This is a genomic window from Mesorhizobium sp. M0410 (genome assembly GCF_040321435.1).
Taxonomy (GTDB): Bacteria; Pseudomonadota; Alphaproteobacteria; order Rhizobiales; family Rhizobiaceae; genus Mesorhizobium.
The window spans coordinates 1-26889 of record NZ_JAMYRN010000023.1 but is presented as its reverse complement, the minus strand read 5'-3'; the positions used below and the strand labels follow the sequence as shown (position 1 = coordinate 26889).

Genomic DNA, 26889 nt, shown 5'->3' with positions numbered 1-26889 from the left:
CGTCAGGCGAGAAACGTCTTCTCGAATGCCTGCTTGCCTGTCGGCGAGAAGATCACTGCACGGCTGTCCTTCTCGCGCCGCGCCCATTTTTCGGCGAGGATCTTATCGAGAATGGCGGCGCCCAGCGTGCCGGCGAGGTGCGAACGCCGCACGCTCCAATCGAGGCAGGCCCGGCACACCGGTCGCCGCGCCTTGCCCTCGACATCGATGCCGATCGCGGCGAAATGCGAGGCGGCCGACGGCCCAAGCCGGATCTCCTCATCATTGCGCAGGAGCACTTGTCGAGCGACGAGACGGTCCAGCATCGCCACCGCCTGCTCGCCGGCGAGGTGGTCGTAGCAGACCCGCGCCACGCGCATGGCAGCGTCGCGTGGGCCAGGCCGCACTCGTTGCGGCCCGACCGCGGCGGCAACACCGGTGATCGCCTCAATCATGCCTGCTACCTGCGGGCCGGCGAGGCCGTAGTAGCGGTGCCGTCCCTGGCTTGCCAGCGTCAGCAGCCCGCCTTCCATCAGCTTCGACAGATGGGAGCTCGCTGTCGGAAGCGACACGCCGGCCTCGAGTGCCAGTTCACTCGCCGTCAGTGCCGTGCCGCCCATCAGTGCGGACAGCATGTTTGCCCGCGCCGGATCGCCCACCAGGCTGGCAATGCGGGCTATGTCAGGTCCTTCGCGCATGGTTCGTTCATCATCGAAGCATCCTCGTCAGACAAGCATTAATCTCGATGCAAATCAAGGAGACGACAATGCCTGCAAGGACTATTCTCGGCGCCGCGCCTGCTCGCCGGCCGTTCCCGTTCATTGTCTTGCGCCGCCTGCGGCTGCGGCTCCTGAAGCGGTGGTACGACCGTCATTTGCAGCGTCTCGACCTCGCCGAGATCGACGATCATCTGCTGCGTGACCTTGGCCTGACACCCGAAGACGTCCGCCGCGAATGCGCGAAATCCTTCTGGCAAACCTGACCGGCCAGCGAATTTGCCTAGCATATCGATCTTCGGAACGTTTCGACCCGGCTCGAACTGTGACCGCCAGAAAACATCCACCGCCAAGGAGGCGAAAATGACCATCACCTGCTTCATCCGCTACGAGATCGATCCGTTCGGCAAGGCGGCGTTCGAGGAATATGCACGCAATTGGGGGCAGGCGATCCCGCGCTGCGGCGCCGATCTGATCGGCTATTTCGCGCCGCACGAAGGCTCGGCCACTACGGCTTATGCCGCCTACAACATCGACAGTCTTGCGGCCTACGAAGCCTACCGCGCCCGGCTCGCCGCCGATCCCGCCGGCAAGGCGAATTACGAGTTCGCCCGGCGGGAAAAATTTATCCTGAAGGAGGACCGCATCTTCCTCAAACTGGCCTCCGGGCCACATGCTTCTTTGGTGAAGCCATGATCGCCGTCATCTTCGAGGTCGAGCCGGCGGCGGGCATGCGCGATGCCTATCTCGGCATCGCCGCCGATCTGCGCCCACTGCTCGACGGCATCGACGGTTTCCTGTCGATCGAGCGCTTCCAGAGCCTTGCCGATCCGAACCGCATCCTGTCGCTGTCCTTCTGGCGCGACGAGGATGCGGTGAAGGCCTGGCGCAACACGCAGGAACATCGGCAGGCGCAGAGGGCTGGGCGCGGCGGCATCTTTGCCGGCTACCGTTTGCGGATCGCCCATGTCATGCGCGACTACGGCCTGACCGAACGCGCCGAGGCGCCAGCAGACAGCCGGGCGGTGAATGGGTAGCGACTGCTATGCATTCCCGATCAGCACCCCTGCCGCAAACACCAGCGCGCCGCCCAGCACCACCTGGAAGGCGGCGCGCCAGAATGGCGTCTGCATGTAGCGGTTCTGTACGAAGGCGATCGTCCAAAGTTCGAAGAACACCACGACCGCGGCGACGATCGTCGCCGTCCAGAAAAGCGGGATGAGATAGGGCAGCGCGTGCCCGAGCCCGCCCAGCGTCGTCATGACGCCGACGGTCAGCCCGCGTTTTACCGGCGAGCCGCGGCCGGATAGCTTGCCGTCGTCGGAGGCCACTTCGGTGAATCCCATCGAGATACCGGCGCCGATCGAGGCGGCAAGCCCGACCAGAAAGGTCTGGAACGTGTCGTGCGTGGCAAAGGCCGCGGCAAAGATCGGCGCCAGCGTCGACACCGAGCCATCCATCAGCCCGGCCAGCCCGGGCTGCACGTAGGTCAGGATGAACTGACGTTGCTCGGCCGCCGCCTCTTCGTCCTTGACCGCGCCCGATATATGCTTTTGCTCCAGCCGCTGCGCCAGTGTCTCGTGGCCCTGTTCGGCCACCGCCAGATCGTCGAGCAACTTTCTCGTCGAGGCATCGCCTGTGCGTTTGGCCGCCTCGATATAGAACAGGTAGGCCTGCCGCTCCATGGCCTCGGCTTGGCTGCGCACATGATCGATACCGAGCGGCCTCACCAGCCAGTCCGGCTTGCGCTCGTAATAACCCTTCACATGCTCGCGCCGGATCAGCGGTATGCGCTCGCCGAAACGCTTGCGGTAAAGCTCGATCAGCGCGTCGCGATGGCCGTCCTCTTCCTCCGCCATCTCCTCGAACACTTTGGCCGATTGCGGAAAGCTTTCCGCCAGCCCGTCGGCATAGGCGCGATAGATGCGCCCGTCATCCTCCTCGGAGGAGATTGCGAGCGCCAGGATCTCCTGCTCCGAGAGAGATTCAAACGGACGGCGGCCGAAGCCAAAAACGCGGGAAAGCATGAGAAATTCACCCCAGTTTAGAATAGTTCTAAACTAGAGCTTCGCACATCCTCGGTCAATCGCGCCCCTCCACTCATCTGCTCAAAAGTATCGACGTCGAAACCGAACGAGGCATCGTTTGCTATCGGCAAACGTTCACCTATATGATCGAATCTGAACCAAGAGAAAGGAACCCGCAGATGCCGGAACAACAGCAGCCATTTGACCCCAAGCCGGTTCTCGACCTGATCGCTAACATCGAGGCGGACTTGCAGCGCCTGAAAGGGCTGGTCGAGCAGCAGGTCGAAAAATTCGATCCCGCCAATCCACACAACAAGGCTCCCGACGGCAAGTTGACCGAGGAGGGCGTCGAGTGCTGCTATCGCCTGTTCGACGAGGGTAAGTCGCGCTATTCGGTTGCTCAGCAGATGAAGATCTCCTTCGCTGCTGCCACCCATCGCTTCAACACCTGGCGCAAGATGGGCGGCCCCAAACGGAAAAAGACGCTGTTGGGATGAGGAGCGGCCGGCAATGCCGGTCAGGCAACGATTTGTCGATTGAAGTGACGAATGCATAGCGGAGGGCGGAGGCGGCGGGGGGTGACAGTCACGCCCCACTCCTGCCTCCAAGTCGATTTGTAACGGTCACATTTTTTATTGGTGCGCGGCCTCCCTTTCCGTGCACCATAGGCGGTCTCATTTCTTGCAGGACCCCAGCCATGACCATCCCTCCCGGCATCGCCGATATTCACAGCGCAGCAGCGCGATTGTCCGGACTGATCGTCGAAACGCCGCTGATCGAATCGCCGGAGTTGAACAAGCGCTTCGGCGCCAGGATCCTGTTCAAGCCGGAGACGTTGCAGCGCACCGGCTCGTTCAAGTTCCGCGGTGCCTATAACAGGCTCTCCTCGCTCTCGGCGGAAGAACGCGCCCGCGGCGTCGTCGCCTTCTCGTCGGGCAATCACGCGCAAGGCGTTGCCGCCGCAGCGGCGATGTTCGGCGTCAAGGCCATCATCGCCATGCCTGCCGATGCGCCGGCGATGAAGGTCGGCAATGTCAGGAAGATGGGCGCCGAAGTGATCACCTTCGACCGGGTCCGCGACGATCGCACTGCCGTTGTCCGTTCTTACGTGGAAAAGGGCATGGTCCTGGTGCCGCCCTACGACGATCCGGCCATCATCGCCGGCCAGGGCACGATCGGCCTCGAATTGATGCGCCAAGCAAAAGCGCTTGGCGTCAGCCTCGATGCGGTGGTGGTTCCCTGCGGCGGCGGCGGGTTGAGCAGCGGCATTTCGATCGCGATCAAGGACGCCTCGCCGGACACCGCCGTCTGGGCTGTGGAACCCGAGCATTTCGACGACACACGCCGCTCGCTGATCCAAGGCGCCAGGGTGTCGAACGCGCCCGGCCACACCTCGATCTGCGATGCCCTTCTCGTCGCCGAGCCGGGTGCGATCACTTTCGAGATCAACCGCAAGAATCTCGCGGGCGCCATCGCCGTTTCCGACAAGGCGGTGGCTCAGGCGACGCGCGACGCGATGGCTTGCCTGAAGCTGGTGGTCGAACCTGGCGGCTGCGTCGGCTTGGCCGCGCTGTCGTCAGGCGAGATCGACCTTACCGGGAAATGCGTGGCCGTGGTGCTGTCCGGCGGCAATGTCGATTTCAGCACCTATGCCGAGATCATTGCTGCCAGCTAAGATAGCAATCAGTTGCAGGTCATGCGCCGGTTCGAGGCGCTCGAGCCTCCGTTGCGTCCGGTCGAACCGGTCCCATTCAAGGACTGAGATCAATGAAACTGTTCTTCAGCCGCAATCCCAATCCTCGCCTCGCGGTCGCCGTGGCACGTTATCTCAATGCCAAGGTCGAGTTTGAATTCGCCTCCCCCTTCGCTCCGGGGCAGGCCGAGCGCTTTCGGCCGCTCAATCCAAATCTTTCATTGCCCATCCTTGTGGACTTGGGAAAAAGCCTCTGGGAGGCCGATGCCATAGCCTGCCGGCTTTCACGCGACACGCATTCGCATTTTTGGCGCACCGGCGACGATGAGCCGGAGATGATCCGGTGGCTGAGTTGGGGCAAAGAGAACCTCGCAAGAGCCTGCGATGTCGTGCATTTCGAACGCGGGACCAAACAGCGCTATGGGCTCGGCCCGATCGATCAGGCACGGGTTGAGGAGGGCCTGAGGGACTTCAGTACCGCCGCTGCAATACTTGATGCCGAGCTTTCCCAGCGAGAATGGCTGGTCGGAAATTCGGTTTCCTACGCCGACTTTCGAATGGCGACGTTTCTGCCCTTCAACGACGTCGCCCGATTGCCTCTCGATGATTATCCCTCTGTCGGCCGCTGGTATCGGCAGCTTGAAGAAATCGATGCCTGGCGTGATCCCTTCGAAGGGCTCAATGCACCTGAATTGACACCGGTCCCGGGCCAGGCCAAGGCCGTGTGATTCTCGATCATTTGCGCAAGCTGATTGCGTCGACCCTAATCCAGCGTCCGGCGGAACCGCACCAGCGCAATGCCGGCGAATAGCGCCACGAACACCACCAGCCAGCCGATCTCCGTTGTCACTGCCGGCAGCTCGGCGCCCTTCAGCATCACCGCGCGGATAATGCGCAGGAAATGCGTCAGCGGCAGCACTTCGCCGAAATCTTGCGCCCAGTCCGGCATGCCGCGATAGGGGAACATGAAGCCGGACAGCATGATCGACGGCAGGAAGAAAAAGAAGGTGAGCTGCAGGGCCTGCATCTGCGTGCGGGCGATCGTCGAAATCGTGTAGCCGAGCAGTACCAGCGCCAAGACGAAGATCAGGACCGCCGTCAGCAGCAGCGACATAGATCCGGTGAAGGGTATGGCAAACAGAAGCTTCGAGGCCGCCAGCACCACCAACACCTGCACGGCGCCGACCGCCAGATAGGGCAGCACCTTGCCCAGCATGATCTCGAGCGGGCTGGACGGCATCGCCAGAAGGTTCTCCATCGTGCCGCGCTCGGTCTCGCGCGTCAGCGCGATCGAGGTCATCATCACCATCGTCATCTGCAGGATGACGCCGAGCAGACCGGGCACGATGTTGTACTGCGAGACGGCTTCCGGATTGTAGCGCCGGTGTACTACCACCTGGAGCTGGCCCCGGGCAGCTTCAGCCGCCGTCTCCTGCATGCCGCGTGCCCTGAGCAGCGCCTGGTTGGCGACGGTGCCGAGCGTCGAGATGGCGCCGCTGGCGACGGCCGGGTCGGTTGCATCCGCCTCGATCAGGATCTGCGGGCTGTCGCCGCGCTCGACCCGTCGGGCAAAATCGGCGGGAATGGTGACGACGAAGGCGACATCGCCGCGCGCCATCAGGAATTCGGCTTCGGCGGCACTTTGCGCAACATGGTCGAAGCGGTAATATCCGGTGGTCTGCAGCGCCGAAACCATGGCCCGCGTGTAAGGATCGCTGCTCATCGCCACCAGTGCTGCCGGCAGGCTCTTCGGATCGTTGTTGATGGCATAGCCGAACAGCACCAGCTGCATCAGCGGCACGCCGAGCATCATGGCGAAGGTGATGCGGTCGCGCCGCATCTGGATGAACTCCTTGATCAGCAGAGCGCCTAGCCTGGCGAAGGAAAAGATGCTGTTTATCCCGTTCTTCATCCCATGTTGTCCTTCGAACCGGACATGAACTGGATGAACACATCCTCCAGGCTGGTCTCGCCGGGCGATACCGTGACGCCCTTGTGCTCTTTCTCGACATCGGCGAGCGCTGCCTGAAGCGCCTTCCTGTCGGAACCGACGACATGCAGCGTCGCCCCGAACGGCGCCACCTGGTCGACGCCGTGGCGGCCATGAAGTGCGGCCGCGACCTTATCGAGCCGTGGCCCTTGCAGGACGAAGGTGGTCAGCCCGGCATTCCTCACCACGTCCTCGACCGTGCCAGTGGCCAGCATCTTGCCGTAGGAGATGTAGCTGATGCGGTGGCAGCGCTCGGCTTCGTCCATGTAATGGGTGGAGACCAGCACGGTCAGGCCGCCGCTCGCCAGCCGGTGGATCTCGTCCCAGAATTCGCGTCTGGCCTTCGGATCGACGCCCGCCGTCGGCTCGTCGAGCAGCAGCAGTTTCGGCTTGTGCATGATGCAGGCGGCCAGCGCCAGCCGCTGCTTCCAGCCGCCGGACAGCGTACCGGCCAGCTGGTTCTTGCGCGATGTCAGGCCGAGCTCCTCAAGCGTCTTAGCCACATGCCCGTCGAGCGGCTTCAGCCGGTAAAGCCGTGCCACGAATTCGAGATTCTCGCCGATCGTGAGGTCTTCGTAGAACGAGAATCTCTGCGTCATGTAGCCGACTTCGCGCTTGATCCGCAGGCTGTCGGTGCGGATGTCGAAGCCCAGAACCGTGCCTTCGCCCTCATCCGGCGTCAGCAAGCCGCACATGATGCGGATGGTCGTCGTCTTGCCTGAGCCGTTCGGCCCGAGGAAGCCGACGATCTCGCCCTCGGCCACCGTCATCGTCACATGGTCGACGACGGTCTTGTCGCCGAAGCGCTTGACCAGGCCGTGCAGGTCGATGACGTTCATTTTCCGATGTCCGCCAGATCGACGTCGACGATCTGCCCGGGCTGCAATGCGCTGGCGTCGCCCTCCGGCCGCGCTTCGACCAGATAGACCAGCTTTTGCCGGGTCTCGAGCGAGTAGATCACCGGCGGCGTGAATTCCGGATCCGGCGACACGTAGCTGACGCGAGCCTTCACGCCCGCTCCGCAACCGTCGCAATGGACATTGAGCAGCGTGCCGACATCGACCGAGGAGAACGCGCTTTCCGGCACATAGACGCTGAGCTTCACCGCGCCATCCGGCAGTATGGAGATGACCGGCGCGGTCGGCCCGGCCGTGTCGCCTGGATAGCGGATGACATCGTTGACCCGGCCGGGCGAGGGCGCCGTCAGCACGCGCTTCGACAGTCGCCATTGCGCTTGCTCCAGCGCCGACTGCGCCTGCCTGACCTGATTGTCGGCGGCCTTGATCGTCTCGGGCCGTGCGGGCAGCCCGCCGACGGCGAGATTGGCCTCCGCCTGGCCGACCTGCGCGTTGGCCGTCTCCAGCGTCGCGGAAGCCGTGTCGTAGTCGGCCTGCGTGCCGGTGCCGCGTTTGAACAGATCGCTGGCGCGGATGTAACGGCGTTTGGCGTCGGCGGCTTGCGCCTTGGCCATGTCGACCTGCGCCTTGAGCACCGCAATCTCTTCCGGCCGCTTGCCGACCTGCAGGTCGGCAAGTTGCGCCTGGGCCTGCGCAAGGGCCGCCTCGGCTTGTGCGATGGCGATCTTGGCGTCGGCGTTTTCCAACGTCACCACCGGCGTGCCGGGCGCGACGCGGTCGCCGCGCTTGACCGCAATCGTCTCGACCTGCGCCACCTCGATCGGCGCGAGCAGGACGTAGTCGCCCTCGACGTAGCCGACGGCGAGCGGTGCTGCCGGCGCGCAGGCGCTGAAAAGCTGGGCGGCAAGCGGCAAAGAACAGAGCAGGCTCATGATCCACGATCCTTCCGGACAGCCAAATCGCGCCGAGCTAAAATCGCGCTGAGATTGTCGGTTATTGTTGCCGCGATCTTGCCGGCCTCATCATCGCCGATCTTGCGCCAGCCCATCCGGCGCATAACCGCCTCGCGGCCGATGCGGAAATAGACGACCTGCCCGATCAGCGTGAATACGGTGAGTTTTGTGCGCTCGCTCTCGGCCGGCTCGCCTGTCGCCTGTTCCCAGATCAGGCAGAGGCGGTGATGCGCCGGTTCGAACACGCCGTCATAGATACGGTCGAGCGCCGCGGTAGGATGCGACAGCTCGCGCAGGACGAACTGTACAATCTCGCCGGCTTCCGGCCTTGCCGCGATGAAGGCGACCATCCGCTCCAGTGCGACGGCTAAATGTGCCCGCGCGGCCTCGGTGTCCGCCAATGCTGCGACCGGCGCCTGCAGATTGCCGATCGCCTGGCCGGCAACGGTCTGGATGGTGTCGACGATGTAGTCGGCTGCCGCGTTGCGGAGCCCTTCCTTGCCGCCGAAATGATAGGCGATCGAGCCGATATTGGCCTTGGCCTCAGCCGCGATCTGGCGCGTCGACGTTCCGTCGAAACCCTGGCGTCCGAACAGCTTCAGCGCCGCGCGCACGAGTGCCGTCCGCGTCATGTCTGCGGCGGTCTTGGGCCCCTCATGAGGAAGGCTGCTGGCGCTGGGCGATTTGATCATCATCGACAATTTAATCAATCGAATGATTAAAGTCAACTGCGATCAAGCGGCTTGCCAACTCTGGCCGTGCGCGCTCTAGTGCGTGGCCATGGGCAAGGAAATCGAGCGTAAATTCCTGGTCTCAGGTGAGGAATGGCGGGCAATGGTCGAGGCGGACACTCATATCCGTCAATTCTACCTTCTCGCCGAACCCAGCCGTACGGTGCGTGTGCGCATCAGCAATGATGCCGCCGCCAAGCTGACGCTCAAGTTCGGCAGCCAGGCACGCCAACGCGATGAATTCGAATATCCGATGCCTTTGGCGGAGGCGCAGGAGATGCAGGCCTTTGCCATCGGACATGTCATCGAGAAGACACGCCATCATGTTAGACACCGCGGCTATCTCTACGAAGTCGATGTCTTCGGCGGGACGCTTGCGGGGTTGGTGATCGCCGAGCTCGAGACGCCGGAGGATGTACCGGACGAAATGCTGCCAGATTGGCTCGGCCGTGAAGTCACCGGCGAGCCGAGATTTTACAACGCGTCGCTCGCCCTTGGGGGGATTGCGGAGATCGTCGCATGAGCTTTCGTATCGATCCGCACATCTCGCTGACCGGCGAGATCAGACGCATTCTCGCCGAGGAGATCGGCAAGGCGCTTGTCCATCTGGACGCCGCGCGTGACAGGCCCGAACAGGGGCTGCACAACTGTCGCAAACGGCTGAAGAATGTCCGCGCCTTGCTGCGCCTTGTCCGTTCCGGAGACGAAACATTCTGCGTGACTGAGAATCAATGCTACCGCCAGGTGGCGGCCCTGCTTGCCGGCCCGCGCGAGGCGACCGCACTGGTGGAAACAATCGACCGGCTAGCGGCAAGCTTTCCCGAGCAAAGTGCCGGCGGTGGCCTCGATGCCGTTCGCGACCGGCTCGTCGCGCGCCTTCATGAACTGCATGGCGGAGCAGGCCTCGATGCTGCGATAGGCGCGGCGATCGCCGCTTGCGAGGAAGGTGTCGGCCGGATCGACAAGCTCGCTCTGCCCGACCAGCCGGAGCAGGCTGCCGACGTGCTCGCCGAAGGCGCGCGCGCCACTTTGCGCCGCGCCAGGAAAGCGCTGGACAAGGCGGCTTCGCGCGGCGAAGCCGATGACTTTCACGACCTGCGCAAGGCGGCCAAGACGCATGGCATGCACCTGTCGCTGCTCGGCCGGCTGTGGCCGACGCCGATCAAGGCCCGGCGCAAGGCCGTCGATGAATTGGGCGAGCGGCTCGGCGAACTGCACGACGTGTTCGTCATGCGCGCGCTTCTCGATGCCGAGGACCAGCCGCTCGGTCCCCCTGAGGACACGCGGTTGCTTGCCAAGCTGCTGAAGCGCTCGGAAAAGAGCCTGAAAAAAACCTGCCTCGCCGAGGCGGCCGAGCTTTTCGGCGACCGTCCGAAGCGCTCGACAAGGAAGCTTGCCCGCAAGGTGCGCGACGATCTCACAGCGGTATCGCACGAAGACGCCGGCGCGCCTGGCGTGGGCTGATCATGGTGTAATTTGCCGCCCTGTGATAATCGCCGTCTGGCATGACCGAGCCCGGCGACACGCTTCTGGACCGACTTGGCCGCTGGCTTGCCGGCCGGCTGCAGGAGGAATCGTCCGGCTACGAGCCTTACACGCCGTCGGACGCTATTCGCGCAGGGAAATTCTGCACATCCGCCATCACTCGCTCGACACGCCGCGCGACTTCGACCTGTCGCCCTATTTCCGCATCAGCAAGCCGACCGTCGAATATGGTTTCGACTACCGGCAGATGATTTGGGACGACAAGCCCTGGATTACCAACGCCGAAACAAGGGTTCAGAGTGGCGGCTAGGCCGGCAGCGGCCGTCGTGTCTTTGCGGCGGCCCGGCCGGGTGTCCGCGCGCCGGCGTCGCGCGGATGCGGTCCGATCGGCATGATCGCCGGGAATGGCGTCGCGCCGAAAGCGAAGGTCCATTTGTAGCCGACCAACCCGTCTTCCGGCGTCGTGTGCTGATCGTGATGCGCAAGCAATTTGGCGCGCTCGGCCAGTTCCTCCGCCTCCCGCCTGACCATTTCCGCCGTCTCGGGCCGCATCCGCCTGGAGAAGCTGACGAATGTCGCCTCGCGCTCCAGATGCGTGATGGCCCAGCCGATGAAGTTCTTGTTGGTCACCTCGAACAGTGGCCGCAATGGCCCGTCGAAATTCCACTGGATTGGCGTCTCGACCAGCAGCCTGGCCGACAGGCCGCGACCGAGCGCGACCAGCCCCAACTCCTCGAGGTCTCGCAGATAGAGGAACATCGAAGCCTCGCTCAACCCCTGTGAGCGCATGATGCCTTCGGGCGTAAATTTTTCCGAAAGCATGACGAAGATGAACAGCAGTGCCGGCCGGCCGGCGAGCTTGCGCTCGATCTCCGGCGCGACGTGGTTGGCAGGTCCTGGTCCTCTGTTCATAGAGCCGAGCACGTTCTCCAACTCCACGCCGGCGGCAGCGCAGATCTCCATCAGCCGGTCGAGCTTGCAGTTGCGCTCGTGGAAGATGCGCTTCACCGTCGGCTCGGAAACGCCCATTCGCTCGGCAAGGACGCGGTAGGTCACGCCCTTGGCCTTCAGCGTCCGCTTCAGCGCGTCGAAGATCAGGCCGTTCACGGGATGCACCTCTTTTGCACGATTTGGTATCAACCTTCGGTACTAGTCCCGATAGATCTTCCCGGAAAGTATCGAAAGGCCTAGCTCTCCGCCAGTCCATTACAGGAGACTAGCCATGAAAAGCCTCTTCACACCGATACTTCTCGCCATCTTCGGCATCGCGACTGCGCCGGCAGTTCAGGCCGCTGAACTCTGGCGCGCCAGCGGCCTCGAGCAACCTGAATCGGCGCTGTTCGACGCCGCCGGCCAGCGCGTTATCGTCTCGAACATCGTCGGCAATCCCGGCGAAGCCGACGGCAACGGCTATCTGTCGGTTCTGTCGATGGACGGCAAGCTGGTCACACAACACTGGACCGACGGCATGGACGCGCCCAAGGGCATGGCGATTGCCGGCGGCAAACTCTACGTCGCCGACATCACCCATGTGCGCGTCGTCGATCTCCAAAGCGGCAAGCTAGCGTCGACGATCGACGTGCCGAACGCTGTCTTTCTCAACGACATGACCGCTGATGCATCCGGCAAGGTCTACGTCACGGATATGCTTGCCGATACGATCTATCGCATCGACGGCGACCGGCTCGAACTGTTCATCAAGGATGCGGCGCTCGCTTCGCCGAATGGCATCTTCGCCGATGGCGGCCGGCTGATCGTCGCTTCGTGGGGCAAGGGCATCAAGCCCGACTTCAGCACCGCGGAGCCGGGCGGCCTGCTCTCGGTCGATCTCGCCACCAAGGCCGTTTCGCCTCTGGCTGGCGCGGAAAACTTTGCCAACCTCGATGGCGTCGTTGCCATCGGCGGCAGCATCTACGCCACTGCCTATATGACCGGCACGCTCTACCGCTACAAAGCCGGCGGTACGCCGCAAGTGGTTGCGACGTTCAAGCCGGGCAGCGCCGATATCGGCACAGATGGCAAGTCGACAATCTTCGTGCCGCTGATGAACGAGGGCGAGGTCTCAGCGTTGGGCCTCGACTAAGCCGGCAGTTGCCAGCTCAGGCGGCGGGCGCGGCTTTCTTCAGCTGCGCCCGCGCATCCGTGATCGATGCGGCATAAGTCACCAGCGGCCGCTTGACACCGTGGTTGATCAGCATGCGGCGTGTCTGCGGTGAAGCGCCTGAGATAATAAAGCGAACGCCGGCGCGCTTGGCCTTGTGGGCCGCGCCCTCGATGACATTGGCCGCCGTCGAATCGAAGAACGGCACCGCCGAACAGTCGAGGATGAAGTTCTTGCGCTGGTCGGCGATGCGGTCCAGCACCGTGCCGACGGTCGAGGCGGCGCCGAAGAAAAAGGCGCCCGATATCCGGTAGACCACGGTGTCGGCATCGCTCGCCTCGCTGGAATCATAAGCGCTGGCTCGGTCGGCGACGTCTTCCTGCACCAAGGATTGATGGTCCGCCTCCACCGCGATGCTCTTGGCCATGCGGTCGATGAACAGGATCGAGCCTAGCGCGAAGCCGACGACGATGCCTTCGGTCAGGTCGCGGAAGATGACGATCAGGAACGTCGCCATCAGTACCAGCGCATCGCCGCGCGAGGCGCGCAGCAAGGTGGCGAAGGCCTGTTTCTCGAACATGTTCCAGCACACCACCGCCAGCACGCCGGCAAGTGCTGCAAGCGGGATATAGCTGGCCAGCGGTGCCGCCGCCAGCATCAGAGCAAGCAGAATGGCCGAGTGCATCATGCCTGAGACCGGTCCATGCGCGCCGGCCCGTACATTGGTCGCGGTGCGGGCAATGGTGCCAGTGGTGCATATGCCGCCGAACAAGGCGGAGGCGATATTGGCGAAGCCTTGCGCCACCAACTCGCAATTGGAGCGATGCCGCCTTCCGGTCATGCCGTCGGCGACGACGGCCGACAGCAGCGATTCGATCGCCCCGAGCAGCGCAAAGGCGATGGCGTCCGGCAGCACGTCGATTATCCTGTCGAGGCTGAGCGGCGGGAAGGCCGGCCATTGCAGGCTGCGCGGGATGCCGCCGAAGCGCGTGCCGATCGTCTCGGCCGGCATGGCGAGCAATGCGACGACGAGGGATGCCAGTCCGATGGCAATCAGCATAGCCGGCCACTTCGGCCGAAACCGCTTCAACATCGCAATGGTGATGATGGTCAGTGCCGCCACCGCAGTTGCGGCGAGGTTGATTGTTCCGGCCGCTTCGCCGATGGCCATCAGCTTCGGCACCAGCGGCCCTGGCTCCTTGCCGGCGAGCTTCAGCCCGAACAGTTCGACGATCTGGCCGGAGAAGATGATGACAGCGATGCCGGCGGTGAAGCCGACGGTCACCGGGTAGGGGATGAATTTGATGTAGGTGCCAAGTCTGAGATAGCCGATGGCAAGCAGGAACACGCCGGCCATCATCGTCGCCAGCAGCAAGCCGTCGACGCCAACCCGCGCCACCGTCGCCGCCACAAGCACAACGAAGGCGCCGGCCGGGCCGCCGATCTGGAAACGGCTGCCGCCAAGCGCCGAGACCAGGAATCCGCCAATGATCGAGGTGTAGAGCCCGCGCTCCGGCGTCACGCCTGAAGCAATGGCAATTGCCATCGACAACGGCAGCGCAACGATGGCGACAGTCAGCCCGGCGATGGCATCCGCCTTGAAATGCGTGAGCGTGTAGCCCTCGCGCAGCACCGTCACCAGCTTCGGGGTGAACAGTTCGGAAAATGTCGGCCGCGCCGGTTGATGCACTGCCCGCTGCGTCTGATCCATCGAGTGCCTTCCGCATGAAACCAAGGAGCGGCGGGATCGTCGGCAGGACTGTCGGCGGTCGCCGTCGCGACTTGGAGCGGCGTGCGTCCAAATAGGCGCACAGATACGCCCCAACACTTTTGACCCGCGCATCGGACTATCCGAAAATCGAATTTGATTTTCGGCGATGCGGCAGTAGCGTCAGCCTTGCGGGTTCTGCGGCGTGACAGGCTTGAGGCGAACGCCCCTGCCGCCACGCTCGCTCGCCTGGTTCTCGCCGATCAGCTCGACCCCGGCCTCTTCAAGGGCCTGGATGACCCTCATCAGCGTATCGACCACGCCCCGGACCACGCCGTCGCTCGCTTCCATGCGCTGAATGGTTGGAAGCGAAACCCCGGCGCGCTCGGCGAGGGTCTTCTGATCGATGCCGGCCAGCGCCCTCGCGGCACGCATCTGCGCGGCAGTGATCATCGGTCAAAACCCCGTCTGAGTTCTGCAGTATCACGTATAATACCTTCATAATGATGGGTCAAACATCATCTTGCATATGTGAAACATGCAACAGTCTTTGCCAGCCGGTGCGCTGGCATGCTACAAACCTCGACATCGTTAGGCGGGACATCCATTGCGGTACCGATTTCACAGGTACGACCTTAAAAGGGATGAGCAGGTGAAGACATTCAAAGCGTTGGCGACCTCGACAGTCTTGCTGTCGATGGTTTTCCTGCTGGCAGGCTGCGGACATGGCCTGATCAACAGGCTGATTTGAAGTAGTCCGGCCGACGTCAGGTGCCGTCGGCCCGCCCTAGCCATCGCTGCAGCAATCGTGCCGCCAGCCAGCACAGCATCGCCCAGGCAAAGCCGGCGCACCAGCCGGCCAGCACGTCGGACGGCCAGTGGACGCCGAGATAGATGCGGCTGATGCCGACCAGCACCGTCGTCAGCACCGCCAGCACGAGCACATAGATCTTCGTTGTGCGCCCGGGCAAAAACCGTGCCGCCATGCTGCCCAGCGTCAAATACGTCACCGCCGACAGCATGGCGTGGCCGCTCGGAAACGAAAGCGATGCCACATCGGCGAGATGCGAGACCAGATCGGGGCGCGGCCGGTCGATATCGAATTTCAGCACGCTTGACAGGAGCTGGCCGCCCGCCACTGCGACGAACATGAGAAGCGCCGCGCCTGGCCTGCGGATAAGGAGCAGATAGACGATCATTGCTGCCGTGATCAGCACCAGTACGCTGGCGCTGCCGAGGCTGGTGACGTCGCGCATCGCTCCTTCCAGCCACGCCGGTCCGATCGGATTGTCGGGCTGGCCGGCCTTGCGGAAGGCAAGCAGGATTTCGGTGTCGAAGGCATGCGGCGTGGTCGCCCGCGCCAGCTCCATCAGTTCTTCGAACCCCCACAGCCCGCCGGCAATGACCAGCCCGGCCAGCAGAACCGGGAACTCCAGCCAGTTGCGCAGTCTGCTTGCAATCTTCTTCATCGGCCCGATCGCAGCTACAGCCTTTGCAGATAGGGCCCGAGCGTGATCAGCGCCACAGCTGCGATGGCAAGCACAATGCCGGTTGCCTGCAAGGCATTGACGCGCTCGCCGAAGAAGACCAGCGCCACCACATTCACCGACACCAGCTGGATCACCGCCGACAGGCTGAACGACACCGACATGCCGAATTCACGGATCAGCCTCAGCATGATCAGATTGCCCAGCGAATAGAGCGCCAACGTCAACACGATCTTGCCGAGGCTCGGCGCCAGCCCCCACTGTTTTGCGGCCATGGCCGCCAGCAGAAAGATCACCGTCGAAACGCAGAGCTGCCCAAGTCCCCAGAAACTCACTTTTGTTCCTCCCGATGCGGTCCCTACGCGCCTGCCGCAGCTCTTGTTTCCGAAGCGCCGGTCGCGGTCAAGCGGGGCTGATGTTGGATACGAAATCGCAGGTGGCAATTAGCCGGCATGTCATCAAACTGTGACCTGCCGGTAATACCGGATTGGCCAGGCAACACGCTCCAGCAATCCATCCAGCCAGAGGCAGGCCCCCATGACTGAACAGCGCTCGACCGAACATCGCACCCCTGACGCCCATTTCCGCACCAGCCTGCTCGAGGAAAACGATGGGCCAGGAGCCAATCCCACCGACAACCGCACCATGGGTGAGATCATCGCCGCGCGGTTCTCGCGCCGCGGCTTCCTCAAGGGCTCGCTTGCCGTCTCGGCCATAGCCGCTACCGTTAGCCCGCTGGCGCTGATCGCCGCCGACAACGCCCGCGCCGCCGAAGGCTCCGCTTTCGCTTTCGACGAGCTCGAGGCCGGCATCGACGACAAGCATCACGTCGCACCTGGCTATGACGCCGACGTGCTGCTGCGCTGGGGCGATCCCCTGTTCGCCGATTCGCCGGAATTCGATCCGACAAAACAGTCGGCGGAAGCCCAGGCCAGACAATTCGGCTACAACAACGACTATGTCGGTTATATCCCGATCGGCGGCTCGGCCGAGCATGGCCTGCTGGTCGTCAACCACGAATACACCAATCCGCATCTGATGTTCCCGGGCCTCGTCACCATCGTCGATGGCAAAGCCAAGCAGGCGCCCCTCAGCAAGGAGCAAGTCGATGTCGAGATGGCCGCGCATGGCGGCACCATTGTCGAGATCCGCAAAGAAGCCGGCAAATGGCAGGTCGTGCGCGACGGCAAGCTCAACCGCCGCATCACCTCCAACACCGAGATGGCACTGTCGGGTCCCGTCGCCGGCCACGACCGCGTCAAGACCAGCGCCGACCCGAGCGGCACGAAGGTCATCGGCACCCTCAACAACTGCGCCGGCGGCGTCACGCCGTGGGGCACCTATGTCATGGCCGAGGAGAACATCCACGGCTATTTCTCGGGCGAGCTGCCGCAGAGCCATAACGAGGCGGCCAATTACAAGCGCCTCGGCATTCCCGAAGGCGCCTATGAATGGGCGGCGCATCACGACCGTTTCGATATCGGCAAGGAGCCGAACGAGCCGAACCGCTTCGGCTGGATCGTCGAGGTCGACGTCCAGGATCCGACGTCGGTGCCGAGGAAGCGCACCGCCATGGGCCGCTTCAAGCATGAGGGCGCAGAATCGATCGTCGCCAAGGATGGCCGTGTCGTCTTCTACCTCGGCGACGACGAGCGCTTCGACTATGTCTATAAGTTCGTCACCACAGGCAAGTTCAATCCGGACGATCGCGCCGCCAACATGAATTTGCTCGACGACGGCACCTTGCATGTCGCCAAGTTCGCCGAGGACGGTTCAATCGAATGGCTGCCGATCGTCTTCGGCCAGGGACCGCTGACAGCGGCAAACGGCTTTGCCAGCCAGGCCGACGTGCTGATCGAGACGCGCCGTGCCGCCGACCTGCTTGGCGCCACCAAGATGGACCGCCCGGAAGACATCCAGCCCAATGCCGCCAATGGCAAGGTCTATGTCATGCTGACCAACAATTCGAAGCGCAAGGCCGACCAGGTCGACGCCGCCAATCCGCGCGCCGAAAACGCCTTTGGCCATATCATTGAGATCGTCGAGGATGGCGGTGATTTCGCTGCGACCAAGGGCAAGTGGGAAATCCTGCTGAAATGCGGCGATCCCGCCGTGGCCGAAATCGGCGCCACCTTCTCCACCGCAACCACTGCCAATGGCTGGTTCGGCATGCCGGACAATTGCGCGGTCGATTCGGCCGGCCGCCTCTGGGTTGCTACCGACGGCCAGGGCCCGAAGGCCACAGGCCGCACCGACGGCCTGTGGGCGGTCGACACGGAAGGCCCGGCGCGGGCGACCTCAAAGCTGTTCTTCCGTGTGCCGATCGGCGCCGAAATGTGTGGTCCCCTGTTTGCGCCGGACGACCAGACTGCTTTCGTTGCCGTCCAGCATCCAGGCGACGGTGGCGAGGACTGGGAGGCTTTTGGGCGTCCCTCCTATTATGAGGATTTGTCGACCCGCTGGCCTGACTTCAAGCCGGACATGCCGGTGCGCCCGGCGGTCGTTGCCATCACCAGGCAAGGCGGCGGCAAGATCGCGGTCTGAGACGCAGGAAGGCCTTGCAGTCTCGAGGAAGGATTTCGGTGGATGCGAAATCCTTCCTTTCCTGATATGGGATGCATCCATGCTGCGCATCATGCGCCGACTAATCATTCGGTGCGCTGAACCACGGCCACATTCATTGTGCTTCGCAACCTGAAGCCAATGGACTCGTATAGTCTGATGGCCGTGGCGTTGCTGGCATAGGCGTGGAGATAGGGAACTTCGCCGCGCGCCACTATCCGGTTTGCCACGAACAGGGACAGCAGCTTGCCTAGGCCACCGCCGCGAAATTCCGGATGTGAGCACACCCCGCTGAGTTCGGTATAGCCAGGTTGCTTCATGCGCTCGCCGGCCATTGCCACAAGTCTGCCCTCGATTTTCACGCCCCAAAAATCGCCCAGGCTCAAGGCTTCGAGCGTGAATGGGCCAGGCTTGGTGAGCAATGCCAGGGCGAGCATCTCAGCCGCATCGTCTCGGGTCAGATGTTGCACACGTTGGTCAGACACGGTTTGCAACGGCCGCTCGGCAATCATTTGAACCCCGGCTGCGGTCGAAGTCGCAAAAAGCCCCGCGGGCAGAGCAATGGCGTCCGACTGAAGCAGAATGACACTCTCGCCCGCGGAGACAAGCTGTTCGAGCGTCCGCAGGCTTTCCGCGTCGTCGGCGCCAGTGGCGGCGAATGGAACGATCGACGGCCGATACTGCCTGGCGAGGTCATTACCTTGCGCGAACGCCCGATGTCGCGTCTGAAGTGCGCTCCAGATAGGGCGGTCGAGCAGGTGTCTCATTACGCCGCGCCCTCCGGATTTTTCACTCGACGGTCGAGAGGAGCCGCGGCGAGGCCGTCCTCGATGGCGGTCAGCTGCTCAAGAAGCGGCCCCGAAAGATCCGCGCACAAATCCGCAACGGCGTTTTCGATGCGCGGCCAGACCTCGCGCTTTGCGACATCGACCAGCCGCCGGCCGTCCCGAGTGAGAGAGACAATCCTGCGCCGCTGGTCATCGGTCGACTGACTGACCTCGAGCAATCCCAGTCCGGCCAGAAGCGAGACGCTTCGCGTTATACCTGGCTGCGCGATGCCGAGCGATTGCGCCAGTTCCCCGACAGGCAGCGGGCCCAGCCTGTCGAGCGCGGCCAGCAGTGGGTACTGGCTCGCCTGAACCGGAACATCCAGCCGGTCGAGCAGGCGCTGCGCCTCCGCTTGCAGTTGCTCGCCTATACGCTTCATCCTGCTGCCCAGGCACAAGAAGCCAAGCGATCGTATGATGTCTTCCATAAACCAATCCGTCTCGCGAAAAACAATAACATGATATATAACAAAACATGAAGATCAAGGGCATCGTCGCAAGGGCTGCACTCAGCGCTGTTTCCGTTGACTGATAAGGCTGCTTTGCCTGGCAGGCCAGTCGATCAGTTGCGCAGCCGGTAGCCGGTCCTGAAGATCCAGGCGACGATTGCTATGCAGACGAGCAGGAAAACAACCGTCATGCCGAGGCTGACGCCGACCGAAACGTCGGACTTGCCGTAAAAACTCCAGCGGAAGCCACTGACCAGGTAGACGACCGGGTTGAACAGCGTCACCGTGCGCCAGATGCCCGGCAGCATGTTGATCGAATAGAAGCTGCCGCCGAGGAAGGTCAGCGGCGTGATGATCAGCAGCGGCACCAGCTGCAGCTGCTCGAAGCTCTTCGCCCAGATGCCGATGATGAAGCCGAACAGGCTGAAGGTCACCGCCGTCAGCACCAGGAAGGCGAGCATCCAGAACGGATGCTCGATGTGAAGCGGCACGAACAGCGAGGCCGTCGCCAGGATGATCAGGCCAAGCACGATCGACTTTGTCGCCGCACCCCCGACATAGGCGATGACGATCTCCAGATAGGACACAGGTGCCGACAGCAATTCGTAGATCGAGCCGACGAATTTCGGAAAATAGATGGCGAAAGAAGCGTTGGAGATCGACTGCGTCAGCAGCGACAGCATGATCAGCCCCGGCACGATGAAGGCGCCGTAGCTGATGCCGTCGATCTCGGTGATGCGTGAGCCGATGGCCGAGCCGAAGACGACGAAATAGAGCGACGTCGAAATGACCGGCGAAACAATGCTCTGCAGCACCGTGCGAAGGGCGCGCGCCATCTCCACCCGATAGATCGCCCATACCGCATGAAGGTTCATGACCGCGCGCGGGTTCATGCCGGTTTCCTCACCAGATTGACGAAGATCTCCTCGAGCGAGCTGTTTTCCGTGTCGATGTCGCGGAACTGGATGCCGGCCGCCTCGAGCTCGCGGATCAACGAGGCGACGCCCGGCCGTTCGCTCTGGTTGTCATAAGTATAGGTCAGCTGCCCGCCATCCGGCGAAAGCTCCAGCGCGTAGCGCGAAAAGGCGTCGGGAACGGTGGCCAGGGGACTGCGCAGTTCCAGCACAAGCCGCTTGCGGCCGAGCTTGCGCATCAGCTCGGCCTTGTCCTCGACCAGCACGATCTCGCCGCGGTTGATGACGCCGACGCGGTCGGCCATCGCCTCCGCTTCTTCGATGTAGTGCGTGGTCAGGATGATGGTGACGCCGTCTTCGCGCAGCCGGCGCACCATAGCCCACATGTCCTGGCGCAGCTCGACATCGACGCCTGCCGTCGGTTCGTCGAGGAACAGGATGCGCGGCTCGTGCGACAACGCCTTGGCAATCATCAGCCGGCGCTTCATGCCGCCGGACAGCGTGATCGCCTTGGCGTCCTTCTTGTCCCAGAGCGACAGGTCGCGCAGCACTTTTTCGACGAACGCCTTGTCCGCCGGTTTGCCGAACAGGCCGCGGCTATAATTGACCGTCGCCCACACGCTCTCGAAGGCGTCGATGGTCAGTTCCTGCGGAACCAGCCCGATCAAGCTGCGCGCCGCGCGGTAGTCGCGGTTGATGTCATGGCCGTCGACGGTGACGGAACCCGACGAACGGTTGACGATGCCGCAGACGATCGAGATCAGCGTCGTCTTGCCGGCGCCGTTCGGACCGAGCAGCGCAAAGATCTCGCCGCGCACTATATCGAGATTGATCTCCTTCAGCGCCTTGAAGCCGGTGGCGTAGGTCTTGGTGACCCCGGAAATCGAGATGATCGGCTGCATGGCTGAAAACGGCTGCTTGAAACAGAGTTGTTGATTTAATCCGCTGAATGTCGGTTCGCAAATCCGGATGTCAATGCCGCTCCTGACAGTTCTGGACATCGAGGTTTGCCGGAATAGGCGACACCTGCCAGGTCGTCCAGCCAAATTCCATGCAAAAACAGATTCACCGACACTGCGGCGTTCCGCCTCGCGGCGGGACGCCGCTTTGACCGTCCCGCGCATGAAGCCTATCCTTGTACAAACAAGCAGCAGCCGGAGCCGCCATGGACCCGCTCATTCTGTCGCGCATTCAGTTCGGCGCGAACATTTCGTTCCACATCCTGTTCCCGGCGATCACCATCGCGCTCGGCTGGGTGCTGCTGTTCTTCAAGCTCCGCTACAACGCGACAGGCGATTCGGCCTGGATGCGCGCTTATTTCACCTGGGTTAAGGTATTCGCGCTGTCCTTCGCCATGGGTGTGGTTTCCGGCGTCACCATGAGTTTTCAGTTCGGCACCAACTGGCCGGGCTATATGGAGACGGTCGGCAACATTGCCGGCCCGCTGCTGGCCTACGAGATCCTGACCGCCTTTTTCCTCGAGGCGGCGTTCCTCGGCATCATGCTGTTCGGCTTCCGCCGCGTCTCGAACCGCGTCCATACGCTGGCGACGGTGCTGGTGGCCGGCGGCACCACCTTGTCCGCCTTCTGGATCATCGCACTCAATTCGTGGATGCAGACGCCGGCCGGCTTCGAGATGCGCGATGGTGTAGCGCACGCCACCGACTGGTGGGCCGTTGTCTTCAATCCGTCCATGCCCTACCGGCTCGTCCATATGCTGCTTGCTTCGGGGCTGACCGTCTCGTTCCTGATCGCCGGCCTGTCGGCGCTGCGCTATCTCTACGGCGATCGTTCGGAATCGATGTGGAAGGCGCTGCGCACCGGCGTCTTCACCGCCGCGATCCTGATCCCGATCCAGATCTTCGCAGGCGACCAGCACGGCCTCAACACGCTCGTACACCAGCCGCAGAAGATCGCCGCCATGGAGGCCAACTGGAACACCGGCCCCAACGTGCCGCTGGTGCTGTTTGCGCTTCCCGATGAAGCGGCGAGCGAGAACAGGTTCGAACTCACCATTCCCGACGGCGCCAGCCTCATCCTCAGGCACAGCGCCGGCGGCGTCGTGCCGGGGCTGAACGATTATGCCGGCAACCATCCGCCGGTATTTCCGGTGTTCTGGGGCTTTCGCATCATGGTCGGCACAGGCCTCCTTATGCTCGCCGTCTCCTGGTCGGCGGCCTTTTTCCTCAAGCGCCGCCATAGCCTCCCCAAGCCGCTGGCGCTCGTCATGGTGCCGATGGCGCTGTCCGGCTGGCTGGCGACGCTGGCCGGCTGGTACACCACCGAGATCGGCCGCCAGCCCTGGCTGGTCACCGGCGTGCTGCGTACCGCCGATGCTGTCGGGCCGGTCGCCGGCAGCCATGTCGCGCTGTCGCTCGCGGTCTATCTCAGCCTCTACGTGCTGCTACTGATCGCCTATCTCGGCGTGTTGGTGCATCTGGCATTGAAGGCGGCGAAGGATGGTGACACCTCGCCGCTGCCGGGTGTCATGAACATGCCGCTGTCGCAGCCGGTTGCGCAACCGGGAGAAACATCATGAGCGTCGACTGGCCGACCCTGCTGCCTCTGATCTTCGCCGGCCTGATGGGCCTCGCCATCCTGATCTACGTCATCCTCGACGGCTTCGATCTCGGCATTGGCATCCTGTTCGCCGCAGCCGAAGGCACCGAACAGGATACGATGATCGCCGCCATCGGCCCGTTCTGGGACGCCAACGAGACCTGGCTGGTGCTGGCGGTCGGCCTGCTGCTGGTCGCCTTCCCGCTGGCGCACGGCACCATTCTGACCGCGCTCTACACTCCGGTTTTCGTGCTGCTGGTCGGCTTGATCCTGCGCGGCGTCGCCTTCGATTTCCGCGCCAAGGTGCCGGCCGGCAGGAAGCACCGCTGGAACCGCATCTTCTTCCTGGGCTCGGTCGTCGCTTCGCTGGCGCAAGGTTATATGCTCGGCGTCTATGTGCTCGGCCTCGACGTCGGCCCTGGCGGCATGGCGTTCGGCGCGCTGGTGGCGCTCTGCCTTGCCGCGGCCTACGCGGCAATGGGCGCGGCCTGGGTCATCTATAAGACCGAAGGCGATCTGCAGAAGAAGGCGGTGCTGTGGCTGCGCACGGCGCTGGTGCTGACCGCGCTCGGCATGGTCGCGGTATCGCTGGCCACGCCCTTTGCCAGCGCGCGCATCTTCGACAAATGGTTCGTCTGGCCGGCCATGCTCTATTTGTCACCGCTGCCGATCCTGTCGGCAGTGCTGTTCCTGTGGCTGTGGCGCCAGACCTTCCATCTGCCGAAACCCGGCGACCGCCACGCGCTGCTCCCGTTCCTGACATTGGCCGCGATCTTCACGCTCGGCTTTGCCGGCCTCGCCTGGTCGTTCTACCCCTTCGTGGTGCCCGACCGGCTGACCATCTGGCAGGCTGCTTCGGCACCCGAAAGCCTGGCCGTCATCCTGGTCGGCACGGCCGTCGTGCTGCCGATCATCATCTTCTATTCGTTCTTTGCCTACCGGGTGTTCGCCGGCAAGGCGACGGATCTGACCTATGACTGACCGGCATCGCCGTCGCAGCCTGAAACAGAATATTCATCTTCAAGCGGAATAACCTTCTCTGGCCGGCCCAGCAGAATCGCCGGCAAGAAGAAGGGCAACAGAATGAACCCCTTTTCTGCGGCAGGACAGGATCGGCTGCTGCTTTTGCTGATCCGGACGGTCGCGCTGATCGGCGCACTCGCGCTTGCCGGCCTGCTGCCGGCCATGCCGCAGGCGCATGCCCAGGACGCGGCCAACTGGACCGGCGTGTGGGACACGAAGTGGCGCGGCGGCGGCGCCCAGATCAAGTTCGAGCAGACCGGCGCCGACGTAAAGGGCGTGTACCCGCTTTATAACGGCCGTATCGAGGCCAAGGCCGAAGGCGACAAGCTTGTCGGCCACTGGTTCGAAGGCGACCGCCAGGGCGCCTTCACCTTCGTCCAGTCGCCTGACGGCGGCAGCTTCATGGGCCGCTTCGATGCCGCCACCGCCGAATGGTGGACAGGTGTGCGCGTCAGCGCCGTCGAGGACGTGCGTGTCGACCAGTCGAGCCCGATGAGCACCATGCGCTCGTTCCTGCAGACGATGAACGAGAGCGGCGCCGACAATGTCCCGCGCGCCACCGGCGGCGGCATGGGTCTTGCCGGCCTGGCGGCCGGTCTCGTCGACGTCACCGAGGCCGACCGCGGCGGCCTCAACATGCCCGATTACACCAAGCTGCTGTTCACCGTCATCGACAACGCGACGTTCCGTCTGTGGAGCCTGCCGCATGACATTATTTCCAGCGACGAGGTGACGGCGACGCTGCCGCAATACGGCACCAGGGTCTCCTTCGACGTCACATTTCGCCGCAGGAATGGCGACTGGTTCATCGTGGGGCCGCCACTTGGCGAGCTCCAGGCAAAGCTCGCCGAATTCCAGGAAGCGCGTGGCGAAGCCGTCGACATGATCGACGATCCGAGCAGGCTCGCCTCGCCGCGCGACACGTTCAAGGTACTGTTGAGCGGCCTCACCGAAGCCGGCGACCCGGCCCAGGCGGCGCTCGACCTGCGCAACTACAGTCAGGCCGTGCGCGGCGACGAGGCGTTCCTGCTCGAGCGCTATCTCAAAAAGGTCATCGACCGCATCGGCTACGTCTATTGGCAGGAGATCCCCGACGATCCGAAGAGCAACACCCCCTTCGTCTATTTCGAGCATCCCGCCGGCAACATCGTCATCGGCCCGGTCGAGACCGACCCCGACGGCACCGGCAAGCGCAAGATCTGGCAGTTCACGCCCGAGACGCTCGCCCACATCCGCGCGCTCTACGCCGACGTCGAAGACGTGCCGGTGGCGCCGGAATTCGCCGCCTTCGCCAGCACCGACCCGTTCTTTATCGCCCGTGGCCTCGCCCGCGAGATCAGCCCCGGCCTGCTCACCCGCGCCGGCCCGATGGAGCACTGGCAATGGTGGATGCTCGGCCTTGCCGCACTGGCCGGCATCGTCTTCGGCTTCATCGCCAATGCGCTGATTTCCTTGTTTGTGCGAAGGACGGACAGCCCGGCCTTCTTCCGCATCGTCGAATGGGCGGTGCGCTCGATCGTGCTTGGCTTCTTCCTGCTGTTGACGCTGCGCCCGCTCGGTCTGCCACAAGTGGTCGCCGCCCCGGTCAAGGCAATCGCCTGGAGCCTGATCGTGATCGGCGCCGTGCCGGTGGTCTGGCATCTGATTGGCAAGGTCGCCGAACACTATCGCGGACTGTGGCAAGTGCCCGGCTATCACGACACGCTGATTTCGCTGTCCACCGGCGTCGCGCGCGTCGCCGTGCTCGTCGTCGCCTTCCTGCTGTTGGCCGAAGTGCTCGCCATCCCATACGAAGGCGTCATCGCCGGTCTCGGCATCGGCGGTCTGGCGGTGGCGCTGGCCGCGCAGCCGACGCTGCAGAACTTCCTCTCCGGCCTGACGCTCTATGCCGACCGGCCGGTAAGCGTAGGCGACTTCTGCAAGTTCGGCGACCAGTCCGGCACAATCGAGCATATCGGCATGCGCTCGACGCGCATCAGGTCGCTCGACCGCACCATCATCTCGGTGCCGAACTCGGATTTCGCCGGCATGCAGATCGAGAACTACGCCCATCGCGACCGCACCCGGTTCGCGACGACGCTGCAGCTGCGCTACGAAACGACGCCCGATCAGCTGCGTTACGTCCTGGCCGAGCTGCGCAAGCTGCTGATTGCCCATCCGCGCGTTATCGATGAGCCGTGCCGCGTGCGCTTTGCCGGCTACGGCGCCTATTCGCTCGATATCGACGTGTTCACTTATATCAAAACCGCCGACGTGGCCGATTTTCAAGCCATCCGCGAGGACATCCTGTTATCCATGATCAACGTCATGGATGATGCCGGCGCACAGTTCGCCTTCCCTTCGTCACTGGAATACAGAGCCACCGACCTTCCGGTCGACGACGAAAAACGCATCGCCGCGGAGAAAAGGGTCGGCGATTGGCGCGAGGCGCAAAATCTGCCTTTCCCCGACTTCAGCCAGATCGACAAATTCGCCCTCAACAACACGCTTGACTACCCGCCTGAGGGCTCGGCGCATTATCGCGAGACAGAGCCCGACCCGGACTCGGCCGAGGCAAAGGCGACGCTGGAGAAAGTGCGCTGGAGCCTGCCCTGGAAAAAGGGGGAGTAGTTTCGAGACGTTGGCGGGACAGCACCCCCCTCTGGCCTGCCGGCCATCTCCCCCGCAAGGGGGGAGATTAGCAGTTTCAGCGCTCCGCTCGTCCTGAACGTTGGAGATTTGGCGAAGGTCGAGGTGATAGCCGATCTCCCCCCTGTTTGGACCGGGGACATCGCGAACAGCTGTGCGAGGACATCGCGAACAGTTTGCCATCCTATCGTTGGCTTGCA

At 63.2% G+C, this 26889-nt stretch carries 28 protein-coding genes and 1 pseudogene; 14 read left to right on the top strand and 15 right to left on the bottom strand.

Annotated features, from left to right (window positions below):
• Nucleotides 1–2 precede the first annotated feature (2 nt).
• Nucleotides 3–677, bottom strand: a complete 675-nt coding sequence (locus NKI63_RS25390) for an ArsR/SmtB family transcription factor (protein WP_254818019.1) — start codon at nucleotides 675–677, stop codon at nucleotides 3–5.
• Nucleotides 678–745: 68 nt separating this feature from the next.
• Between NKI63_RS25390 and NKI63_RS25385 the strand changes: the two genes are divergently transcribed.
• From NKI63_RS25385 to NKI63_RS25375, 3 genes are all read left to right on the top strand, one after another.
• Complete coding sequence (locus NKI63_RS25385; protein WP_254818020.1) at nucleotides 746–961, top strand: DUF1127 domain-containing protein; 216 nt, start codon at nucleotides 746–748, stop codon at nucleotides 959–961.
• A gap of 97 nt (nucleotides 962–1058) precedes the next feature.
• Complete coding sequence (locus tag NKI63_RS25380; RefSeq protein ID WP_352509481.1) at nucleotides 1059–1391, top strand: NIPSNAP family protein; 333 nt, start codon at nucleotides 1059–1061, stop codon at nucleotides 1389–1391.
• Complete coding sequence (locus NKI63_RS25375) at nucleotides 1388–1732, top strand: antibiotic biosynthesis monooxygenase family protein (protein ID WP_254818022.1); 345 nt, start codon at nucleotides 1388–1390, stop codon at nucleotides 1730–1732. Before NKI63_RS25380 ends, NKI63_RS25375 begins: the two co-directional genes overlap by 4 nt.
• Before the next feature lie 6 nt (nucleotides 1733–1738).
• On the opposite strand, the gene mbfA is transcribed toward NKI63_RS25375, so the two are convergent.
• Nucleotides 1739–2722, bottom strand: coding sequence for an iron exporter MbfA (mbfA, locus tag NKI63_RS25370; protein ID WP_254818023.1), 984 nt, complete (start codon nucleotides 2720–2722; stop codon nucleotides 1739–1741).
• 179 nt (nucleotides 2723–2901) lie between these two features.
• Between mbfA and NKI63_RS25365 the strand changes: the two genes are divergently transcribed.
• From NKI63_RS25365 to NKI63_RS25355, 3 genes are all read left to right on the top strand, one after another.
• Nucleotides 2902–3219: a hypothetical protein gene (locus NKI63_RS25365; protein ID WP_352509480.1), complete on the top strand. Its 318-nt coding sequence runs from the start codon at nucleotides 2902–2904 to the stop codon at nucleotides 3217–3219.
• Nucleotides 3220–3419: 200 nt separating this feature from the next.
• Nucleotides 3420–4397: a threonine/serine dehydratase family protein gene (locus tag NKI63_RS25360; RefSeq protein ID WP_352509479.1), complete on the top strand. Its 978-nt coding sequence runs from the start codon at nucleotides 3420–3422 to the stop codon at nucleotides 4395–4397.
• A gap of 92 nt (nucleotides 4398–4489) precedes the next feature.
• On the top strand, nucleotides 4490–5143 hold the full coding sequence (locus NKI63_RS25355) for a glutathione S-transferase family protein (RefSeq protein WP_352509478.1): 654 nt from the start codon (nucleotides 4490–4492) through the stop codon (nucleotides 5141–5143).
• A 35-nt stretch (nucleotides 5144–5178) separates the two neighbouring features.
• On the opposite strand, the gene NKI63_RS25350 is transcribed toward NKI63_RS25355, so the two are convergent.
• The 4 genes from NKI63_RS25350 to NKI63_RS25335 are packed head-to-tail and all read right to left on the bottom strand — an operon-like array spanning nucleotide 5179 to nucleotide 8907.
• Nucleotides 5179–6315, bottom strand: coding sequence for an ABC transporter permease (locus tag NKI63_RS25350; protein ID WP_352823865.1), 1137 nt, complete (start codon nucleotides 6313–6315; stop codon nucleotides 5179–5181).
• 8 nt (nucleotides 6316–6323) lie between these two features.
• On the bottom strand, nucleotides 6324–7244 hold the full coding sequence (locus NKI63_RS25345; RefSeq protein ID WP_352509476.1) for an ABC transporter ATP-binding protein: 921 nt from the start codon (nucleotides 7242–7244) through the stop codon (nucleotides 6324–6326).
• Nucleotides 7241–8194 (bottom strand): HlyD family secretion protein, encoded by a 954-nt coding sequence (locus tag NKI63_RS25340; protein ID WP_254818028.1) that lies wholly within the window; start codon nucleotides 8192–8194, stop codon nucleotides 7241–7243. Before NKI63_RS25340 ends, NKI63_RS25345 begins: the two co-directional genes overlap by 4 nt.
• Nucleotides 8191–8907: a CerR family C-terminal domain-containing protein gene (locus NKI63_RS25335; protein ID WP_352509412.1), complete on the bottom strand. Its 717-nt coding sequence runs from the start codon at nucleotides 8905–8907 to the stop codon at nucleotides 8191–8193. Before NKI63_RS25335 ends, NKI63_RS25340 begins: the two co-directional genes overlap by 4 nt.
• 88 nt (nucleotides 8908–8995) lie before the next feature.
• Here NKI63_RS25335 and NKI63_RS25330 point away from each other — a divergent pair, with 88 nt between their 5' ends.
• The 3 genes and pseudogenes from NKI63_RS25330 to NKI63_RS25320 all read left to right on the top strand — a co-directional run.
• The gene (locus tag NKI63_RS25330) at nucleotides 8996–9469 is read left to right on the top strand and encodes a CYTH domain-containing protein (protein ID WP_352509406.1); all 474 of its coding nucleotides are present in this window, start codon (nucleotides 8996–8998) and stop codon (nucleotides 9467–9469) included.
• Nucleotides 9466–10410, top strand: a complete 945-nt coding sequence (locus NKI63_RS25325; protein WP_352509405.1) for a CHAD domain-containing protein — start codon at nucleotides 9466–9468, stop codon at nucleotides 10408–10410. Before NKI63_RS25330 ends, NKI63_RS25325 begins: the two co-directional genes overlap by 4 nt.
• Before the next feature lie 133 nt (nucleotides 10411–10543).
• Nucleotides 10544–10741 (top strand): annotated as a pseudogene (locus NKI63_RS25320) (hypothetical protein); the annotation flags it as partial.
• Here NKI63_RS25320 and NKI63_RS25315 read toward each other — a convergent pair.
• Nucleotides 10738–11538, bottom strand: coding sequence for a helix-turn-helix domain-containing protein (locus NKI63_RS25315; protein ID WP_352509404.1), 801 nt, complete (start codon nucleotides 11536–11538; stop codon nucleotides 10738–10740). The pseudogene NKI63_RS25320 and the gene NKI63_RS25315 overlap by 4 nt on opposite strands.
• A 115-nt stretch (nucleotides 11539–11653) precedes the next feature.
• Here NKI63_RS25315 and NKI63_RS25310 point away from each other — a divergent pair, with 115 nt between their 5' ends.
• Complete coding sequence (locus NKI63_RS25310) at nucleotides 11654–12514, top strand: SMP-30/gluconolactonase/LRE family protein (RefSeq protein ID WP_352509402.1); 861 nt, start codon at nucleotides 11654–11656, stop codon at nucleotides 12512–12514.
• 16 nt (nucleotides 12515–12530) lie between these two features.
• Here the strand turns inward: NKI63_RS25310 and NKI63_RS25305 are convergent, their stop codons facing one another.
• The 4 genes from NKI63_RS25305 to NKI63_RS25290 all read right to left on the bottom strand — a co-directional run bounded on the left by NKI63_RS25305 (nucleotide 12531) and on the right by NKI63_RS25290 (nucleotide 16062).
• Nucleotides 12531–14243, bottom strand: coding sequence for a SulP family inorganic anion transporter (locus tag NKI63_RS25305; protein ID WP_352509400.1), 1713 nt, complete (start codon nucleotides 14241–14243; stop codon nucleotides 12531–12533).
• A gap of 180 nt (nucleotides 14244–14423) precedes the next feature.
• Nucleotides 14424–14693 (bottom strand): helix-turn-helix domain-containing protein, encoded by a 270-nt coding sequence (locus tag NKI63_RS25300; RefSeq protein ID WP_352509399.1) that lies wholly within the window; start codon nucleotides 14691–14693, stop codon nucleotides 14424–14426.
• Nucleotides 14694–15007: 314 nt separating this feature from the next.
• Nucleotides 15008–15709: a phosphatase PAP2 family protein gene (locus NKI63_RS25295; RefSeq protein ID WP_352509397.1), complete on the bottom strand. Its 702-nt coding sequence runs from the start codon at nucleotides 15707–15709 to the stop codon at nucleotides 15008–15010.
• Between the two features lie 14 nt (nucleotides 15710–15723).
• The gene (locus tag NKI63_RS25290; protein ID WP_023679017.1) at nucleotides 15724–16062 is read right to left on the bottom strand and encodes a hypothetical protein; all 339 of its coding nucleotides are present in this window, start codon (nucleotides 16060–16062) and stop codon (nucleotides 15724–15726) included.
• A 202-nt stretch (nucleotides 16063–16264) separates the two neighbouring features.
• Here NKI63_RS25290 and NKI63_RS25285 point away from each other — a divergent pair, with 202 nt between their 5' ends.
• Nucleotides 16265–18271, top strand: a complete 2007-nt coding sequence (locus tag NKI63_RS25285) for a PhoX family protein (RefSeq protein WP_254818037.1) — start codon at nucleotides 16265–16267, stop codon at nucleotides 18269–18271.
• A 104-nt stretch (nucleotides 18272–18375) separates the two neighbouring features.
• On the opposite strand, the gene NKI63_RS25280 is transcribed toward NKI63_RS25285, so the two are convergent.
• The 4 genes from NKI63_RS25280 to NKI63_RS25265 form a co-directional block, all read right to left on the bottom strand.
• On the bottom strand, nucleotides 18376–19056 hold the full coding sequence (locus NKI63_RS25280) for a GNAT family N-acetyltransferase (protein ID WP_352509395.1): 681 nt from the start codon (nucleotides 19054–19056) through the stop codon (nucleotides 18376–18378).
• The gene (locus tag NKI63_RS25275; protein ID WP_352509394.1) at nucleotides 19056–19544 is read right to left on the bottom strand and encodes a MarR family winged helix-turn-helix transcriptional regulator; all 489 of its coding nucleotides are present in this window, start codon (nucleotides 19542–19544) and stop codon (nucleotides 19056–19058) included. The genes NKI63_RS25280 and NKI63_RS25275 overlap by 1 nt, the downstream gene beginning before the upstream one ends.
• A gap of 134 nt (nucleotides 19545–19678) precedes the next feature.
• Nucleotides 19679–20440 (bottom strand): ABC transporter permease, encoded by a 762-nt coding sequence (locus NKI63_RS25270; RefSeq protein ID WP_352509411.1) that lies wholly within the window; start codon nucleotides 20438–20440, stop codon nucleotides 19679–19681.
• Between the two features lie 14 nt (nucleotides 20441–20454).
• A complete protein-coding gene (locus NKI63_RS25265) occupies nucleotides 20455–21381 on the bottom strand; it encodes an ABC transporter ATP-binding protein (protein WP_352509392.1) in 927 nt (308 codons plus the stop codon).
• Nucleotides 21382–21644: 263 nt separating this feature from the next.
• On the opposite strand from NKI63_RS25265, the gene NKI63_RS25260 reads away from it, so the two are divergent.
• The 3 genes from NKI63_RS25260 (at nucleotide 21645) to NKI63_RS25250 (ending at nucleotide 26671) form a co-directional block, all read left to right on the top strand.
• Nucleotides 21645–23018 (top strand): cytochrome ubiquinol oxidase subunit I, encoded by a 1374-nt coding sequence (locus tag NKI63_RS25260; RefSeq protein ID WP_352689784.1) that lies wholly within the window; start codon nucleotides 21645–21647, stop codon nucleotides 23016–23018.
• Entirely contained in the window at nucleotides 23015–24019 is a 1005-nt protein-coding gene (locus NKI63_RS25255) for a cytochrome d ubiquinol oxidase subunit II (RefSeq protein WP_352689783.1), read from the top strand. The genes NKI63_RS25260 and NKI63_RS25255 overlap by 4 nt, the downstream gene beginning before the upstream one ends.
• Nucleotides 24020–24121: 102 nt before the next feature.
• Nucleotides 24122–26671 carry a mechanosensitive ion channel family protein gene (locus NKI63_RS25250; RefSeq protein ID WP_352823814.1) on the top strand — a complete coding sequence of 850 codons (2550 nt, stop codon included), beginning with the start codon at nucleotides 24122–24124 and terminating at the stop codon, nucleotides 26669–26671.
• Nucleotides 26672–26889 lie beyond the last annotated feature (218 nt).

Bases quoted from the DNA above. Each gene is read 5' to 3' on its own strand.
- NKI63_RS25390 (WP_254818019.1), bottom strand. From the start codon at position 677: ATGCGCGAAGGACCTGACATAGCCCGCATTGCCAGCCTGGTGGGCGAT.
- NKI63_RS25385 (WP_254818020.1), top strand. From the start codon at position 746: ATGCCTGCAAGGACTATTCTCGGCGCCGCGCCTGCTCGCCGGCCGTTC.
- NKI63_RS25380 (WP_352509481.1), top strand. From the start codon at position 1,059: ATGACCATCACCTGCTTCATCCGCTACGAGATCGATCCGTTCGGCAAG.
- NKI63_RS25375 (WP_254818022.1), top strand. From the start codon at position 1,388: ATGATCGCCGTCATCTTCGAGGTCGAGCCGGCGGCGGGCATGCGCGAT.
- mbfA (WP_254818023.1), bottom strand. From the start codon at position 2,722: ATGCTTTCCCGCGTTTTTGGCTTCGGCCGCCGTCCGTTTGAATCTCTC.
- NKI63_RS25365 (WP_352509480.1), top strand. From the start codon at position 2,902: ATGCCGGAACAACAGCAGCCATTTGACCCCAAGCCGGTTCTCGACCTG.
- NKI63_RS25360 (WP_352509479.1), top strand. From the start codon at position 3,420: ATGACCATCCCTCCCGGCATCGCCGATATTCACAGCGCAGCAGCGCGA.
- NKI63_RS25355 (WP_352509478.1), top strand. From the start codon at position 4,490: ATGAAACTGTTCTTCAGCCGCAATCCCAATCCTCGCCTCGCGGTCGCC.
- NKI63_RS25345 (WP_352509476.1), bottom strand. From the start codon at position 7,244: ATGAACGTCATCGACCTGCACGGCCTGGTCAAGCGCTTCGGCGACAAG.
- NKI63_RS25340 (WP_254818028.1), bottom strand. From the start codon at position 8,194: ATGAGCCTGCTCTGTTCTTTGCCGCTTGCCGCCCAGCTTTTCAGCGCC.
- NKI63_RS25335 (WP_352509412.1), bottom strand. From the start codon at position 8,907: ATGATCAAATCGCCCAGCGCCAGCAGCCTTCCTCATGAGGGGCCCAAG.
- NKI63_RS25330 (WP_352509406.1), top strand. From the start codon at position 8,996: ATGGGCAAGGAAATCGAGCGTAAATTCCTGGTCTCAGGTGAGGAATGG.
- NKI63_RS25325 (WP_352509405.1), top strand. From the start codon at position 9,466: ATGAGCTTTCGTATCGATCCGCACATCTCGCTGACCGGCGAGATCAGA.
- NKI63_RS25310 (WP_352509402.1), top strand. From the start codon at position 11,654: ATGAAAAGCCTCTTCACACCGATACTTCTCGCCATCTTCGGCATCGCG.
- NKI63_RS25305 (WP_352509400.1), bottom strand. From the start codon at position 14,243: ATGGATCAGACGCAGCGGGCAGTGCATCAACCGGCGCGGCCGACATTT.
- NKI63_RS25300 (WP_352509399.1), bottom strand. From the start codon at position 14,693: ATGATCACTGCCGCGCAGATGCGTGCCGCGAGGGCGCTGGCCGGCATC.
- NKI63_RS25295 (WP_352509397.1), bottom strand. From the start codon at position 15,709: ATGAAGAAGATTGCAAGCAGACTGCGCAACTGGCTGGAGTTCCCGGTT.
- NKI63_RS25285 (WP_254818037.1), top strand. From the start codon at position 16,265: ATGACTGAACAGCGCTCGACCGAACATCGCACCCCTGACGCCCATTTC.
- NKI63_RS25280 (WP_352509395.1), bottom strand. From the start codon at position 19,056: ATGAGACACCTGCTCGACCGCCCTATCTGGAGCGCACTTCAGACGCGA.
- NKI63_RS25275 (WP_352509394.1), bottom strand. From the start codon at position 19,544: ATGGAAGACATCATACGATCGCTTGGCTTCTTGTGCCTGGGCAGCAGG.
- NKI63_RS25270 (WP_352509411.1), bottom strand. From the start codon at position 20,440: ATGAACCTTCATGCGGTATGGGCGATCTATCGGGTGGAGATGGCGCGC.
- NKI63_RS25265 (WP_352509392.1), bottom strand. From the start codon at position 21,381: ATGCAGCCGATCATCTCGATTTCCGGGGTCACCAAGACCTACGCCACC.
- NKI63_RS25260 (WP_352689784.1), top strand. From the start codon at position 21,645: ATGGACCCGCTCATTCTGTCGCGCATTCAGTTCGGCGCGAACATTTCG.
- NKI63_RS25255 (WP_352689783.1), top strand. From the start codon at position 23,015: ATGAGCGTCGACTGGCCGACCCTGCTGCCTCTGATCTTCGCCGGCCTG.
- NKI63_RS25250 (WP_352823814.1), top strand. From the start codon at position 24,122: ATGAACCCCTTTTCTGCGGCAGGACAGGATCGGCTGCTGCTTTTGCTG.